Source organism: Telluribacter humicola (assembly GCF_017355935.1).
GTDB classification, from domain to species: Bacteria; Bacteroidota; Bacteroidia; order Cytophagales; family Spirosomataceae; genus Telluribacter; species Telluribacter humicola.
In genome coordinates this window covers 615,816-632,610 of record NZ_JAFIQT010000002.1, presented here as the reverse complement: position 1 = coordinate 632,610, position 16,795 = coordinate 615,816, and the positions used below count along the sequence as shown (strand labels likewise).

11 protein-coding genes are annotated in these 16,795 nt (G+C 50.6%); all 11 read left to right on the top strand.

The window, feature by feature from the left end; genetic code table 11:
• Window positions 1–46 precede the first annotated feature (46 nt).
• Window positions 47–676 (top strand): DUF502 domain-containing protein, encoded by a 630-nt coding sequence (locus tag JUB14_RS13665; protein WP_207506846.1) that lies wholly within the window; start codon window positions 47–49, stop codon window positions 674–676.
• Window positions 677–768: 92 nt separating this feature from the next.
• A complete protein-coding gene (locus JUB14_RS13660; protein WP_207506844.1) occupies window positions 769–1,380 on the top strand; it encodes a hypothetical protein in 612 nt (203 codons plus the stop codon).
• A gap of 108 nt (window positions 1,381–1,488) precedes the next feature.
• Window positions 1,489–3,378 (top strand): helix-turn-helix domain-containing protein, encoded by a 1,890-nt coding sequence (locus tag JUB14_RS13655; RefSeq protein WP_229367831.1) that lies wholly within the window; start codon window positions 1,489–1,491, stop codon window positions 3,376–3,378.
• Between the two features lie 319 nt (window positions 3,379–3,697).
• On the top strand, window positions 3,698–6,667 hold the full coding sequence (locus JUB14_RS13650) for a SusC/RagA family TonB-linked outer membrane protein (protein ID WP_207506842.1): 2,970 nt from the start codon (window positions 3,698–3,700) through the stop codon (window positions 6,665–6,667).
• Window positions 6,668–6,712: 45 nt separating this feature from the next.
• Window positions 6,713–8,284 carry a RagB/SusD family nutrient uptake outer membrane protein gene (locus JUB14_RS13645; RefSeq protein ID WP_207506840.1) on the top strand — a complete coding sequence of 524 codons (1,572 nt, stop codon included), beginning with the start codon at window positions 6,713–6,715 and terminating at the stop codon, window positions 8,282–8,284.
• A 25-nt stretch (window positions 8,285–8,309) separates the two neighbouring features.
• Window positions 8,310–9,617 (top strand): SusE domain-containing protein, encoded by a 1,308-nt coding sequence (locus tag JUB14_RS13640; RefSeq protein WP_207506838.1) that lies wholly within the window; start codon window positions 8,310–8,312, stop codon window positions 9,615–9,617.
• 70 nt (window positions 9,618–9,687) lie between these two features.
• Window positions 9,688–11,082 (top strand): alpha-amylase, encoded by a 1,395-nt coding sequence (locus JUB14_RS13635; RefSeq protein ID WP_207506836.1) that lies wholly within the window; start codon window positions 9,688–9,690, stop codon window positions 11,080–11,082.
• A 27-nt stretch (window positions 11,083–11,109) separates the two neighbouring features.
• Complete coding sequence (locus JUB14_RS13630; protein WP_207506834.1) at window positions 11,110–12,948, top strand: glycoside hydrolase family 13 protein; 1,839 nt, start codon at window positions 11,110–11,112, stop codon at window positions 12,946–12,948.
• 226 nt (window positions 12,949–13,174) lie between these two features.
• Complete coding sequence (locus JUB14_RS13625) at window positions 13,175–14,419, top strand: 3-phosphoshikimate 1-carboxyvinyltransferase (protein ID WP_207506832.1); 1,245 nt, start codon at window positions 13,175–13,177, stop codon at window positions 14,417–14,419.
• Between the two features lie 80 nt (window positions 14,420–14,499).
• On the top strand, window positions 14,500–16,095 hold the full coding sequence (locus JUB14_RS13620) for an FMN-binding glutamate synthase family protein (protein ID WP_207506830.1): 1,596 nt from the start codon (window positions 14,500–14,502) through the stop codon (window positions 16,093–16,095).
• Window positions 16,092–16,793, top strand: coding sequence for a hypothetical protein (locus tag JUB14_RS13615; protein WP_207506828.1), 702 nt, complete (start codon window positions 16,092–16,094; stop codon window positions 16,791–16,793). Before JUB14_RS13620 ends, JUB14_RS13615 begins: the two co-directional genes overlap by 4 nt.
• The last annotated feature ends 2 nt before the right edge of the window (window positions 16,794–16,795 follow it).

Sequence of the window (16,795 nt, the reverse complement as noted above, 5' to 3'; positions counted from 1 at the left end):
CATTCTATATAGCTATAACTAACATTTACATATTCCTCCGCAATCTATGGAGATCCAAAATGCTTTTTTTAAACGAATCCTCAACTACTTTGTAAGAGGACTTGTACTGGTAGCGCCCACCTACTTTACGCTCCTGATCATTTGGTCAGGGGTGGAGTTTCTGGATAGTATCCTTCCTATCTACATACCTGTGTCCGAGCAACGGTCGGTGTATCTGCCGGGGCTTGGGGTCCTGATCATCCTGTCGGGTATTATTCTGCTGGGTTTTTTCTTCTCCACGGTAGTCCCCCAGTCTTTCTTTAAATTTAGCGAAGGACTACTCCGCAAGATTCCCCTGGTAAGTATCATTTACTATTCCATCAAGGACTTGATTACGGCCTTCGTGGGTGATAAGAAGAAATTTAACCAGCCCGTACTGGTGACCATTAACCGCGACTCTGACATCAAGAAGTTGGGCTTTATTACCCAGACGGACCTGAGTCACCTGCATATTAAGGATTTCATAGCCGTGTACCTGCCCCACTCCTACGCTTTCTCGGGCGAGTTATTCATCGTTCCAATCGAAAGTGTAACATTGCTCAATGCCTCCAGCGCCGATATCATGAAAATGATCGTATCCGGTGGTGTATCAGTAAAAGCCGCCGTAATCGAAGAGAAAGCCGAAGAAGTGAGCTAGGCGGATTTAGGCAATTATCCGCAACAAAGCTCGCTCCCTGCCCGTTTAGTTTTTAGAAGGAAGTATCCTATATTTGAGCCAAGCGGACAAGAATGAGACAACTACTCACCCTATATCTTGTAGTACTAGCAGCGATTCCCCTTGCCGCTCAGGATCATTATAGCCCTGAACGGGCTCTGAGCAGCGAAGAGCTGCTGCTCAAACGGAATCCTTCTACCCGGGCCATCACTCAGCCCGGTCAGCGCTATCTGGTACTTGATGCTTCGCCCGTAATTGGTCCTTTCAGAAGATATCGCTATTTCTCCGGAGATGATATCCGGTTCAGGCTCCGCAAAGACCGGAAGAAGTACAACGAAAGCATCCACACTGTATCCGACAGCACATTCAGTATAGTCGTCATCAATGAAGCGGCTCGTCGGATGAACTACGTCCCCATAGATTTTACACAAGTCAGAAAGATCAAGGCAAGCCACCGCATTCCCTGGGTTACCGAGGGCGCGTTTCTGTTTCCTATCGCCGGGCTGCTTTATTCCGCAGCTGACTTTCTCAATCCCGGTATCGATAACCAGCGTTTTACTACTGATGTCCGTTCACTGGCCGTCGGCGGCGGACTCATCGCCACGGGAGTATTATGTTACAAACTCAGCTTCCCATCGTACCGGATCAACAACCGGAACCGCCTCAAAGTACTACAGACCTACTAAATCAAGATTTTTCTCTTTCTCCGGCATTTTACCTCTCCGGCTGGTGTTACTAGGCTACATGCCAGGCAGTTGTTGCCCCTATGGCTTGTTGGGCTGTTTTAGATCTCTATGAATAAATTGTTCTTCTATATAGTATTACTTTCTGTTTTTGTAATTAGTACCCCTACTAAAAGTCAGGCGCAGGCCAGGATAGAGGTAGCCCTGGAAGCCGCGCTACCAGCCCCCGAAAGGCCGCTTTACCTGGTTGCTGATTTCAACAACTGGAACCCCGGTAACCCCGACTACGCCCTCACCCGCAATCCGGATGGTACCTACTACATAGTACTTGATAATGTACCGGATCGCTTTTCGTATAAATTCACTCAGGGGAACTGGGATCTGGTAGAAGGTACTGCCGCGGGCAAGCCACTTCCCAATCGTATTTATAATCAATCGACAGACTCAGGTACTATTAAGGTAGCTATTGAGGGCTGGGAGAATGGCTATACCTTCGTGGTCCGCCAGATTCCGGAAACAACACCCCACGACGCCAACCTGTACATTACGGGCAACTTCAACAACTGGAACCCCGGCGATAAGAACTTTCAACTGAATAAGAAGGTAGATGGTACCTATCAGGTAAAGGTGTATACGGACCTTGATAAGATTGAATACAAATTTACCCGCGGGAATTGGGAATCCGTAGAAGCCAGAGAAAGTGGCAAAGCGCTGCCGAACCGCGTATTTTATCCTAACGATGGTATAGATGATACGACTGTACAGGTAGAGATAGCCGGCTGGGAAGATATGATGGGTACGCTGCATTTCTTCTCCCTCTACGACTTGCTACTGGTATTCTCCGTTTTTCAGGGTATTTTGCTCATCGTAGCTATCCCCTCCATCCATTCGTACAACCGCGATGCTAATCGCTGGCTGATGATCTCTCTGGGGCTATCGTCACTGATGATCCTGCTGTACCTGATGAGTAACTACCAGGTGTTTGTCAACGTATCGCCCAAGCTGATCCTGCTGCCGGACTTTATCCTGTTCTTGTATGCGCCGCTGTTTTACTTCTACCTGATCAAGCTGCTGTTTAACGTCAGGAGGCTTCCGTCCCGGTGGTACCTGCACTTTATACCGTTTCTGATACAGTTCTTTGTGTATCTCCCCTACCTGCTCAGGAGCGACAAGATATTCCTGCTGAACCTGATGAATCAGCAAACGGATATTCTGCTCCTCTTTATCACCTTTGGGTTTCTGGGGTTACTATGGAATGGGTATTACTGGCTGCTTTTCCGCCGTACCCTCAATACCTACCGGGCTGACTTCCAGACCAACCAGTCATACGACCAGAATCTGCAGTACCTCAATACGGTACTTATCCTGCAGTTTGTGTGCCTGTGCCTGTGGGGCTTTATGTACGTGCTCCTGTCGGTACACTGGTTCTTCCAGGTTGACCTTACTTTCCTCATCGAAAGTAGCGTGGATGTGATCTGGCTGGCCTTCTCGTTTATCCCCTACTTTGTGGGGTACTATGCTATTCATCAGCCCGAGACATTCAAAGCAGCTCCTCGTCCCTTATCCATATTTGATGATGTGCTGGAGACATCGGTGGGGCAAAGTATGCTCAAAGATGTCAAAGTAGAAACAGACCTGACTGAAGAAAAAGAGAACCTGGCTCCATACATCGAGAAGCTGGAAAAACACATGGACGGCACTAAGCCCTATGTCAATCCGAAGCTGAGTCTGGCGGAGCTGGCCGGCCAGGTAGATATGCCTACACACCTGCTGTCCCGGATCATTAATGAGCACTTCGAGAAGAATTTCTTTGACTTTATAAATTCATATCGGATTGATGAATTCAAGAGGCTGATCAATGATACCCGGAATCATAATCTTACCTTCCTCAGCCTGGCGTATGAGGTCGGCTTTAACTCCAAGACGGCCTTTAACCGATCCTTCAAAAAGATCACCAACCAAACGCCGCGCGAGTACTTCGAATCGGTCACAAACGGCTAAAAACAGGTACCACTTTCGGAATTCGGCACTTGTACCACCATCTAATTAGCTAGTACATACTCGATTACACCTAATTCTATTTTTTAGGGGTTAAATGCAAAATGGGGCGATGCCCGATTGTGGCTACTGTATTTTTGCAGCATTAAGTTTCATTAAACTGCTTTGGGAATGGAGCCTTGTTATCTCGCCAGGATTCAGAGTAGCCTACGGCAAGGTACAGATCAGCATTTTCCAGGCTTAACCTAATCATTAATTTACCCTAGTAAAATCCAATTAACCAACTAATCATCAAAGTCACTTTTCTCATTTTGATTAAATCATGCTTCAACAAACTTTTGATTGTATTAAGAAATACAGATTGCCCTCGGCGCTACTACGAGCGTCACTGATTCTGGTCCTTTGCGGACTAACAAACCTGGCTCTGGCTCAGACCACCGTTACGGGTAAGGTCACTGATGTGGATGGGAGTAGTCTTCCGGGTGTAACAGTACTGGAAAGAGGTACTTTTAACGGTACTCAAACAGATGTCGAAGGTAACTATTCGATCGCTGTTAAGAGCGACACGGCGGTATTGGTGTACAGCTTTATCGGTAAAACCAGTAAAGAGGTACCTGTAAGAAATCAGGCTACCATCAACGTACAACTTACAGATGATACGCAGTCACTGAACGAGGTGGTTGTAATCGGTTACGGAAGCCAGCGTAAAAAAGACCTGACCGGATCGGTAGCTTCGGTATCATCCGAAGACTTCGTAAAGGGACAGATCACTACCCCTGAGCAGCTCGTAACCGGTAAGATGGCCGGTGTACAGATTACTTCCAACGGTGGTGCTCCCGGTGCCGGAAGTACTATTCGTATCCGGGGTGGTTCGTCACTCAATGCGAACAATGATCCACTTATCGTACTGGATGGTGTACCCCTGGATAACTCGGGTATCTCAGGAGCGGCTAACCCACTGGGTATGATTAACCCGAACGATATCGAAAGCATGACGGTACTGAAAGATGCTTCGGCCACGGCTATCTACGGTTCACGGGCTTCTAACGGTGTTATATTGATAACCACCAAAAAAGGTAGCTCCGGACGTCCTTCTATCAACTTCAGTACACAAGCTTCGGTAGCGCAGCCTGTTAATACCGTTGATGTACTTTCGGCAGATGAGTACAGAGACCTGATCAACACCAGAGGTAATGAAAATATGAAATCCTTGCTGGGCACGGCCAACACCGACTGGCAGCAGCAGATCTACCGCCAGGCCTTTACTACTGACAATAACCTGAGCGTGAGCGGAAGCATCAAGAAGCTTCCCTACCGGGTGTCACTGGGCTACCTGAATCAGAATGGTATCCTGAAGACATCGAATATGGGTCGTACGACGGCTTCGGTTGGTTTGTCACCTACCTTCTTTGACAGTCACCTCAAAGTGGATGTAAACCTGAAAGGAGCTCTTACCAACAACCGCTTTGCCAATCAGGGCGCTATCGGGGCAGCGGTATTCTTTGATCCTACTCAGCCTATATATAGCGGCAATGAGACATTGGGTGGCTATTTCGAATGGCTTGACCCTGCTACCGGCAATCCTAATACCTTGGCTACGCTGAACCCACTCGGCCAGTTGATGCTGAGAGATGACCGCTCCAATGTGAGCCGTAGTATCGGTAATATCGTATTTGACTACAAGTTCCACTTCCTGCCGGAACTGCGGGCTAACCTGAACCTGGGTTATGACATCTCAAAGAGCGACGGAACGATCAATGTACCATCCAATGTAGGGATGATGTTTGCCCGCGGCGGACAGGACAACTTGTACTCGCAGAACAAGACTAATACAACGCTGGAGTTCTACCTCAACTACGTGAAGGAGCTACCGGGTATTAATAGCCGTATTGATGTAATGGGAGGATACTCATACCAGGACTTCCTGCGCGACAGCTATACGCTGGACCGCAACATCAAGGGTGATGTCTTTACGGACTACTTCTACAAGTCACAGAATACACTGGTATCCTTCTTCGGAAGAGCTAACTACTCGCTACTGGACAAGTACCTGGTGACCTTTACACTACGAAACGATGGTTCGTCACGCTTTGCACCTGAGAACCGCTGGGGCCTGTTCCCGTCACTAGCGCTGGCCTGGCGCCTCAACGAGGAAGGCTTCCTGAAAGATGTGGAGGCTATCTCAGACCTGAAACTACGTATGGGCTACGGGGTAACCGGACAGCAGGATGTACTGGGTGACTACCCTTACCTGCCCCGCTATACCATCAGCCAGAGTAATGCCCAGTACCAGTTCGGAAACACGTTCTACAATACCCTTCGTCCCGAAGGTTACGATGCGAACATCAAGTGGGAAGAGACCGAAACCTATAACACGGGACTTGACTTTGCCCTTCGAAAGGCTCGTATCTCAGGTAGTATTGAATACTACTTCCGCAAGACCAAGGACCTGCTCAGCGTGATACCGGTACCTGCCGGCTCTAACCTGACCAACCAGATCCTGACCAACGTCGGTAACATCGAGAACCGCGGTATAGAGCTAACGCTTAACGCTACTCCTGTTCATACCTCAGACTTCAACTGGGACCTGGCGTTTAACATCACGCGAAACGTCAATACTATTACGAACCTGACCAAGGTACCTAACCCAACTTTCCCGGGTATACTGGTAGGTGGTATCGGCGGTGGTGTGGGTAATACTATTCAGATCCATACCGTAGGCTATCCAACCAATACCTACTTTGTATACCAGCAGGTGTACGATCAGGCAGGTCAGCCGCTGGAGGGAGTGTATGTAGACCGTAACGAGGATGGTCAGGTTACTCCTGATGATCGCTACCGCTACCAGTCACCCCAGCCGGACTTCTTCCTGGGTCTGTCGTCGCAGTTTACGTACCGTAAGTTCTTCGGTGGATTTGTATCGCGGGCCAGCATTGGCAACTACATGTACAACAACATCAACTCTACAGCTGGTGTATTCAGAGTGAGTTCCAATGCGTACCTCAATAACCTGGGCCGCAACGCCCTTGCCTCAGGCTTTGGCAACGCGCAGTACTTCAGCGACTACTACATGGAGAATGCTTCGTTCTTCCGTCTGGACAACCTGAACGTAGGTTACAGCGCAGGAAAGATACTGAACAACCGCGTAACCGCTACGGTAACTGCCAACCTGCAGAACGTATTCGTTATCACCAAGTACTCAGGCCTGGATCCCGAAGTAGGAGGTGGTATAGATAACAATATTTATCCTCGTCCACGTACGTTCACCCTGGGTCTGAACCTGGGCTTCTGATCCGGAACATACTGTTTGACACAAACCTGTTTTTAAGAAATCAAGATGATAATCATAAAGAATATAGGAAAAATCGGGGCGCTGGTCTGTGGTCTCTTTCTTACACAATCGTGTGTTGAGGACCTGGATCGCCAACCGTTCATTGAAGTGACTTCGGCTACGGTCTACCGTGACCCGGCCAGTTATAAGCAAGTACTGGCCAAGCTATACGCCGGACTGGCCGTTAGTGGTCAGCAGGGTCCTGCCGGACAGCCCGATATTACGGGTATTGACGAAGGATTCTCTACCTACCTGCGTCAGTACTGGCAGGCACAGGAGCTACCTACCGACGAGGCCGTTATCGGCTGGAACGACGGTAGCCTCCGTGACTTCCACGACATGGACTGGACCTCCAACAATGAGTTCCTTACTGCCATGTACAACCGTATCTACTACCAGGTAACGCTTTGTAACGAGTTTATCCGCGAAACTACGGATGCCAAACTGGCCGAACGTGGTATCAACCTGCCCGAAGTAAAGGCGTATCGTGCTGAGGCTCGTTTTCTGCGTGCCTTGAGCTACTACCACGCGCTGGATATGTTTGGTAATGTTCCCTTCGTGACTGAAAACGACGCGGTAGGTTCAGCCCTGCCTCCTCAGATCTCACGCGCTGATCTGTTTGCCTATATCGAATCTGAATTGAAGGCCATTGAAGCGGATCTGGTAGCTCCCAAGCAGAATGAGTACGGACGTGCCGACAAAGCTGCCGCCTGGACCCTGCTGACTAAGCTGTACCTCAATGCCGAAACCTACATCGGACAGCCTAAGTATACCGAAGCCATTGAGAATGCTAAGAAAGTGATCGGTACTGCCTACAAGCTCGATCCGGTTTACGCGCATCTTTTCATGGCCGACAACCATACGTCCAGCGAGATCATTTTCCCGATTGTGTTTGATGGAAACCGTACCAAAACCTGGGGGGGGATGACCTTCCTGGTACATGCTCCCGTAGGAGGCTCCATGAACCCCGCCGAATTTGGTATCAGCGGAGGCTGGGCCGGAGTACGTACCACCAGGAACCTGGTGCAGAAGTTTCCTGACGTAACCGGTCAGGCTGACAACCGTGCGATGTTCTACACCCAGGGACAGACGCTGGAAATCAACGACCTGTTCAACTTCAACGATGGCTACGCTGTAACTAAGTACACCAACGTGACCTCAGGCGGACAAAAAGGCTCTGATATCGAAGGCAACTTCCCGGACACTGACTTTCCCATGCTGCGTCTGGCGGATGTGTACCTGATGTATGCTGAAGCAGTACTAAGAGGTGGCTCGGGTGGAGACCGTGCAACGGCCATTGGGTATATCAATCAGCTACGCCAGAGAGCTGACGCGGCCACTGTCACTGACATTAATCTGGACTTTATCCTGGATGAGCGTGCCCGTGAGCTGTACTGGGAGGGACACCGTCGTACCGACCTAATCCGTTTCAACAGGTTTGTGAGTGGTGCTTACCTGTGGCCATGGAAGGGTAATGTCAAAGAGGGACAGGCGGTAGCCGACTACCTGAGGCTGTACCCGATTCCGGCTTCGGATATTGTGGCTAACCCCAACCTTAAACAGAACACTGGTTATTAATCCTTACGAGTAGCTTAGAGACGAAATGAAAACTTTTTTAATAAATAAACTATATATGATTCTGGGGGTAGCCCTGCTCATGATGTCTTGTGAGAAAGACGAAATGAGGGCTATTCTTAACCCGGAAGCACGCCCGGAGGTAGCACTATCCTCCCCTGCTATTGTCCTGTACAGAGACGAAGCCAACAATGAGGTACTGACCATTTCCTGGCAAAAGCCCGACTATGGCTTCCAGGCCGGAGCCGCCTACTCCATTCTTTTTGACAGAAAAGGAGGCGATTTTAGCAAAGCGGTGGCCATAGCTACTGGTACTCAGCTCAAGAAAAGCTTTACCGCCGCTGAGTTGAACCCAATTCTGCTGCAATTAGGTCTGGTGGCTGGTTCGGCCGCTGACCTGGATATCAAGGTGCAGGCCAAGTTGGGTGAGGCTACTGTACTGGTATCGCCACTGGCTACCTTACAGGCTACGCCTTACCTCGACAAGCTCGACCTGTCCACCCCGTGGGGAATAGTAGGTAGCGCTGCTGTCAATGGTTGGGATGGTCCCGATATGCCATTCTACCAGACTGACAAAGAAAACATCGTGGTAGCTTACGTAACCCTGGCCACTGGCGACATCAAGTTCCGTAAGGACAACAAGTGGGACCTCAACTATGGTGATGACGGAGCCAATGGTACTTTGGAAGTAGGAGGTGCCAACATCGCCGTCAAAGCAGGTACCTATAAAATAACGCTGGATTTGAACGCGCTTACCTACACCATCACCAAGTACGCATGGGGACTGGTGGGTAGTGCTACACCTAACGGTTGGGATGGTCCGGATGTACCTCTGACCTACGACCCCAGTTCGGATCAGTGGCGCGCAGTTGTTACCCTAAAGGAAGGTGAATTAAAGATTCGTCAAAACGGGGACTGGGCCGTTAACTACGGTGGTGCCAATGGTACCCTCGAATTAGGTGGAGGTAACATTGCTGTTACGCCAGGTACCTACCTTGTTTCAGTAAACTTTGCTAAGGGTACCTATACCGTTGAAAAAATAGATGTATGGGGTGTGGCAGGAAGCGCCGCTCCTAACGGATGGGATGGCCCGGACGCTAAGTTCCGTCCTGACTTCGCCAACGATGGCGTATGGATCCTGGACCGTGTTACGTTGAAAGCCGGAGAGATCAAGTTCCGTCAGAACGACAAATGGGACGTTAACTACGGCGACGACGGAGCGGATGGCATTCTGGAAGCCGCAGGCGCTAACATCGTGGTTGTGGCTGGCACGTATGGCATCACGCTGGACTTCAGCAATCCCGGTGCTCCTACGTACAAGATTACTAAGAAATAATTAAGTATATTGAAGGAGGTACGTAGTCATCAGTGGCTTGTACCTCCTTTTATTTTCATCAGATAGTCCTATGCTCAACCTTCGTACCCTATTTCTAGCCGCGGTTCCCTTCCTGCTTTTCGCTTGTAAGAAGACCGAAGTAGATCAACAACCCGACACGGCTCCGGTAGATCTTACCCAATACACCTCCACATCAGGTGTGATGATGCAGGCCTTCTACTGGGATGTAGAGCCGCGCGGTGAGTGGTGGAATACTGTTTCATCCAAAGTTGAAAACTGGAAAAAAATAGGCGTAGATCGTATATGGCTACCGCCTGCCTCTAAGGGTATGTCGGGCGGGTACTCCATGGGCTATGATCCGATGGACTACTTCGACCTGGGCGAGTACGACCAGATGGGTACCGTCGAGACCCGCTTCGGCTCGCGCACCGAGCTGGAAGGTCTGATCGATAAAGCCCATCAGAACAACATACAGGTTATTGCTGACATAGTACTCAACCACAATAGTGGCGGTGAGCTGGAGTTTAACCCCTTCCGCCAGAAAAACACCTACACACTTTTTCAACCCAAGTCCGGCCGCTTCTTCCGAAATCATGAGCATTTCCATCCCAATGGTCTTCATAAGAATGATGCTGAGGCGGCATTCTTCGAAGAGCAGGACCTGTGTCATGATCAGATCTATGTCCAGCGGTGGTTGTGGCAGTTGGATAACTCAGTAGCCAAATACTACAAGAATACCATGAAGTTTGACGGCTGGCGCTTCGACTACGTCAAGGGCTTTGACTCGTGGGTCATCAAGGCATGGATGGATGCCGTGGGAGGCTATTCAGTGGGGGAACTGTGGGACGGCAACGCTACTACCCTTCATAACTGGGTCAAAGATGCGGGTAGTCCGGCCTTTGACTTCGCGGCCTTCTACGCCATGGAAAACGCCATTGATGGTAACAACATGAGCATCCTGCGGGACCGTCCGCAGCTATGGAAGCTCGATCCGAAAATGGCCGTGACCTTTGTCAACAACCACGATACCGAGAAAGAAACCAATCAGGGCAACCGGATCTCTACTAAGGAGGGTAAGCTGCTAGCCTACGCCTACATCCTTACCCATGAAGGTTACCCCTGTATCTTCTACTCCGACTACGAGCAGTTTCTGGACAAGTCGAAGCTCGACAACCTGATCCTGATCAACCGCTCGCTGGCGAAGGGTAGTACTGCAGTACTGCACGCTGACAACGACCTGTACGTAGCCCAGCGCAACGGCGAAGGAGCCATTCCCGGACTGGTGGTATTCCTCAACAACAGCAACTCCGTACAGAGCCGACAGGTAACTACCCGCTGGAAGAATGCTACCCTGTACGACTACTCAGGTACTACTACCAAGACAATCACGACCGATGCCAACGGACGGGCTACCCTGGAAGCACCTGCCAAGGGATATAGCATCTGGTCACTCAAAAACTTCTAATCAAGAACTCACAGGAGACTAAATAGAATGAAAAAAAGTATAATAGCCTTTCTATGGATTTTACTGGCTCCAATGGCAGTCAATGCCGCCAGGCTGGTAGAACGCATGGAACCCGCTTCCTGGTGGATCGGGATGAAGAACCCGGATGTGCAGCTGATGCTGTACGGGAAGAACATCGCTACCTACCGTCCCACCCTCAACTATCCGGGCGTTACCCTCAAGCAGGTAGCTAGCCTGGAAAACCCCAACTATCTGTTCATTACCCTTTCCATTGCGCCCACTGCCAAACCGGGTACCGTTGGGATAGAGCTAAAAAAGGCCAATGATACGCAGAAAGTTGATTTCACCCTGCTGGAAAGACGTAATGGCTCAGCGGAGCGTAAAGGGTTTGATGGCTCCGACGTCATCTACCTCATCACCCCTGATCGATTTGCCAATGGCAATCCGTCCAATGATACTACCCACGATACCACCGAGAAAACGGACCGTAAGAATGAGCACGGTCGCCATGGGGGCGATATCCAGGGCATTATCAACCACCTCGACTACATCCGGGACATGGGCTTCACCGCCATCTGGAACATGCCCCTGCTGGAAAACAACCAACCTCAGTACAGCTACCACGGCTACGCCATCAGCGATTTCTACAAGGTTGATCCCCGCTTCGGTACTAATGCTGACTTTTCAAAGCTTTCGGCTCAGGCCAAAGACAGAGGCATCAAGACCATCATGGACGTGGTATTGAACCACTGCGGCATAGCCCACTGGTGGATGAAAGACCTTCCCTCAAAGGACTGGATCAACTTCCCGGACAACTACCAGCAAACCAATCACCGCCGCGAAACCCACCAAGACCCGCACGCCTCACAGTACGACAAGACCCTGGAGTCGGACGGCTGGTTTGTACCTACTATGCCTGACCTGAACCAGCGCAACCCGTTTATGGCTACCTACCTGATCCAGAATACCATCTGGTGGATTGAATATGCGGATTTGGGTGGACTGAGGGTAGATACCTATCCCTACTCTGACAAAGCTTTCCTGACCGAGTGGAGCCGTCGGGTGATGGAAGAGTACCCCCATCTGAATGTAGTGGGTGAAGAGTGGTCACTGAATCCGGCACTGGTCGCGTTCTGGCAGCGGGGCAAGCAGAATGCCAACGGCTACGTATCGCACCTGCCCTCGCTGATGGACTTCCCATTGCAGGCGGCTACCATACAGGCCCTTACCAGCGACGATGCTCGCGGATTAGAGAAGCTTTATGAAGTACTGGCCAATGATTTTCTTTATCCTGAGCCGGACAACCTGGTTATCTTCCTGGACAACCACGACATGAGCCGCTACCATACCCAGATTAAGGAAAACCTGGACCTCTACAAGATGGGACTGGTGTACCTGCTGACCACCCGCGGTATTCCACAGATCTACTACGGTACCGAGATATTGGCAACCAATCCAAAGAGCGACTCCCACGGTGAGATCCGGATGGACTTTCCGGGAGGCTGGACCGGTGATAAAACCAACGCCTTTGCCGGCAAAGGACTATCCGCAAAAGAGCAGGAAGCGCAGGCTTTTATGCGCAAGCTGCTGAACTGGCGTAAAAATACTACCGCCATTCACCAGGGTAAGCTCATTCATTACGGGCCTGAGCAAGGGGCTTACGTGTACTTCCGCTACGATGATAAAGGTAAGTACATGATCGTCCTGAATAAGAACAAAGATCAGGTAGCTCTGCCCCTGGCTAAGTACTCTGAGGTACCTACCGGTCAGCGTACCTTCACCGATGTACTCAGTGGTGAGAAGCTTACTAATCCCACTACGGTACCGGTTGCGGCACGAGGTTTCCGTATCCTGAAAGTGGAGTAAACTCGTATTACTCCCAAAGATCTAATTACACTTCATCTAGCTCGGCAGCTTTTCTGATCTTCGAAAAGCTGCCTTTTTTCTTTGGCAACCGTACAATTAGGGAGAATCCTGACCCACCTTTAGGCCTCCCCTGCCAAAAAATATGTACCTTGCAGCCGTTTTTCCGGCCCTGCGCAGGAGCGCTGGCCAATAGTGCTATCAGTTACAGACTTTAGTAAAAGATCCAGTGAAAGCTATCCTTGTACACCCGCCTCAGCAACCCATCCGGGCCGTTATACGCCTGGCCGCATCCAAGAGTGAAAGCAACCGTGCGCTTATCATCAATGCACTTACCAACTTCCAGAGCGAGCTCTCTAATGTATCAGAGGCCCGCGATAGCCAGACCATGATGCGCCTGCTCGACTCAAAAGACCAGACCGCTGATGTACTGGATGCTGGAACTACCATGCGATTTCTGACGGCTTACTACGCCATTACGGGCCAGCAGAAAATCATGACCGGTACGCCCCGAATGTGCGAGCGCCCAATTGGCCTGCTGGTAGATGCCCTGCGTACCCTGGGAGCTAATATTACCTACATAAAAAACGAAGGCTTCCCACCAATGCAATTAGATGGCTTTACCTACTCCGGCCAGTCCGAAGTATCCATCCGTGGCGATGTGAGCAGCCAGTATATATCGGCTCTGCTGATGGTAGCTCCTACCCTGCCCGAGGGCCTGACGCTCCGTCTGACCGGTGAAGTAGGCTCCCGCCCGTACATCGAGATGACCCTGCAGCAGATGGCTCAGTTTGGCATATCCTACGAAGCGAACTGGGATGAAAAGGTAATCAAAGTACCTGCCCAAGCGTACAAGCCTACCTCCTACGCCGTAGAGTCAGACTGGTCGGGTGCCAGCTACTGGTACAGCATCGTGGCTCTGGCTGCTGATGCCGAGGTTGAGCTACTGGGCCTGAAAGAGAACTCCCTCCAGGGTGACAGCGCTATCGTTCAGATTATGGAACAACTGGGTGTGAAGAGTACCTTCACCGGACGCGGCGTACTGCTACAAAAGATCGAAGCGGCTCCTTCTCTCAGCTGGGACTTTACCGACTGCCCTGATCTGGCGCAGACCGTGGCCGTATGCTGCGCGGTGAAAAACATCCCTGCATCCATGACCGGACTGGAAAGTCTTAAGATCAAAGAGACAGACCGTATCTATGCTCTGCAGCAAGAGTTAGCCAAACTGGGCGCTGAACTGACCGAAGTAGAAACAAACCACCGCTACGAAGTAAAGCGTACGCAGGAGGCACTCCCTGAGCAGCCGGCCAGCATCCATACGTATGATGACCACCGTATGGCCCTGGCCTTCGCTCCCGTAGGTATGGTTACTCCCATTATCATTGAGGAGCCGGGTGTAGTAGTGAAGTCGTATCCGGGTTACTGGCACGATCTGTCCTCCATCACCAATCTGGAAGAATTACAACCTTCGTGATGGTTTAAGGGTTGAAGTATAAGCAAAGGGATTGTAGAATTAGTCTGACAACCTGTTCGTTTCAACAACCTAAACCTATCATGAATCAGTACGTAGATTATATTTATGGTTTGCCCTGGTGGGTTTTATTTCTGATCCCGCTGGTACTACTCGCCATCTGGGATGTTAGCCAGAAGAAGCACACCATTCTCCATAACTTCCCGGTTATTGGTCACCTGCGGTACCTCATCGAGACCATCGGTCCGGAGCTACGGCAGTATATCGTGGCTAATAACCGGGAAGAACTTCCCTTCAACCGCCGGCACCGTTCCTGGGTATATGCCTCATCCAAGAATGAGAACAACTACCAGGGCTTTGGTACCGATCAGGATATCATGAGCGCGGGCTATGTATTCATCAAGCCATCACTGTTACCATCCAAGTTATCGCAAAGGAAGCCCAAGGGGATAGATCCCCGTCTGCCCTTTCAGTACGCTATTCCGTCGGCCAAGGTCATTGGTCTGGCCCACAACCGTAAGCGCCCATACCGTCCCCGCTCCATCGTCAATGTAAGCGCGATGAGCTACGGCTCTCTCTCGGCCAATGCCATCGAAGCTCTCAATAAGGGTTCGCTGAAATTTGGCAACTACCACAATACCGGTGAAGGCGGCTTATCGCCCTACCATAAGTTCGGAGCCGATGTAGTATTCAATATGGGGACAGCTTACTTCGGAGTACGCGACGACGAGGGTAACTTCGTCATGGAGAAGCTCGTCCGGATGACCGAAGCCAACCCGTTTATCCGGATGATTGAGCTAAAACTATCGCAGGGGGCTAAGCCCGGCCGGGGTGGCCTGCTACCCGCCAGCAAGATCACTCCGGAGATAGCAGAAATACGACACGTACCTATGGGAAGAGATATTATCTCCCCTCCCTTCCACAATACCTTTTCGGATGTAAGGGGTATGGTAGACTTCATTGAAGAAATGGCCGCAGCCACGGGTCTACCGGTTGGGATCAAGGCGGCCGTCGGTAAGCTGGAAATGTGGGAAGAGCTGGCCGACATTATGGTACTGACCGGCAAGGGGCCTGACTACATCGCCATTGATGGAGGTGAAGGCGGTACCGGTGCGGCTCCTCCATCTTTTGCCGACCACGTAGCCCTTCCGCTGGTGTACGGCTTCAGCAGCGTGTACAAAATCTTCCAGAAACGTAATCTAACCCACCGCATTACCTTCATCGCGGCCGGTAAGCTGGGGCTACCCGCGCAGGCGATTATGGCCTTTGCCATGGGAGCCGATGTAGTAAATATAGCTCGTTCGGCTATGCTGGCCATTGGTTGCATACAGGCCCAGGCCTGCCACACCAACCGCTGCCCAACGGGTATAGCCACCAATAATCCCTGGCTGCAGTCGGGCCTTGACCCAACGCTGAAGAGCGAGCGCTTCTTTAACTACATGAGAACCCTTTCCAAGGAAATCATGGAGATCACCCACGCGGCCGGATACGAACATCCGTGTGAGTTTGGAATGGATGATGTAGACGTAGCCATGGGCGACAACAACCATACGCAGTCACTCCGCCTGACCTACGGCTATTCCAAGGATAAAGTACCGCACGAAGGCATGACTGAAATGCTGAATTGTCAGCACATTGGAGGGGTAAATCAACCCGTACAACCCATAGCAAGTAAGTGAACCGCTCTTACAAAATAGCTAAGCGCCTGTTGCTGCTCATGATAGCAGGAATGGCTTTCTCGTGTCAGACGGATAAGCAACCCACTCCCAATATGGGGTACGACTACTTTCCCCTCGAAGTGGGGCAGTATGTAGAGTATCAGGTTCAGGAAACACGGTATTCATTAGCTCAGTCGCCTGCCTCACGTACTTTCCAGCGCCGTGAAACCATCACTGACACGTATACCGATGCCACCGGGCAGACAATATACCTCATAGAGCGCTCCGTTCTACAAATGAATGGGGAGTGGAAAACCGATTCTCTAATGACATCCTGGCGTACTACCGAACGAGCGATGCGTACAGAGAACGGGAGAACGGAAGTAAAACTGTTTTTCCCAGTCACAGAGCGGCAGCGCTGGAACGGCAATCTGTACAATCAGCAGGAGGAAAGGATATTTGAGGCAACACAGGTAGCAAAGCCGATCACGCTGGGGACTCAGCCGTTTGAGCATACGGTTACGGTAGTTCAACAGAATGACTCTACCTTAGTAGCGCTTAGGCGCCTGCGGGAGGTTTACGCAAAAAACGTGGGCCTGGTGCAACGGGAGCGGGTATTTCTGCAGTACTGTAGTACACCGGACTGCGCCGGACAGGGGAAGATTGATTATGGAATAAAAGAGATAAGTACTATTAGTGGGTACGGAACACGTCAATAAGA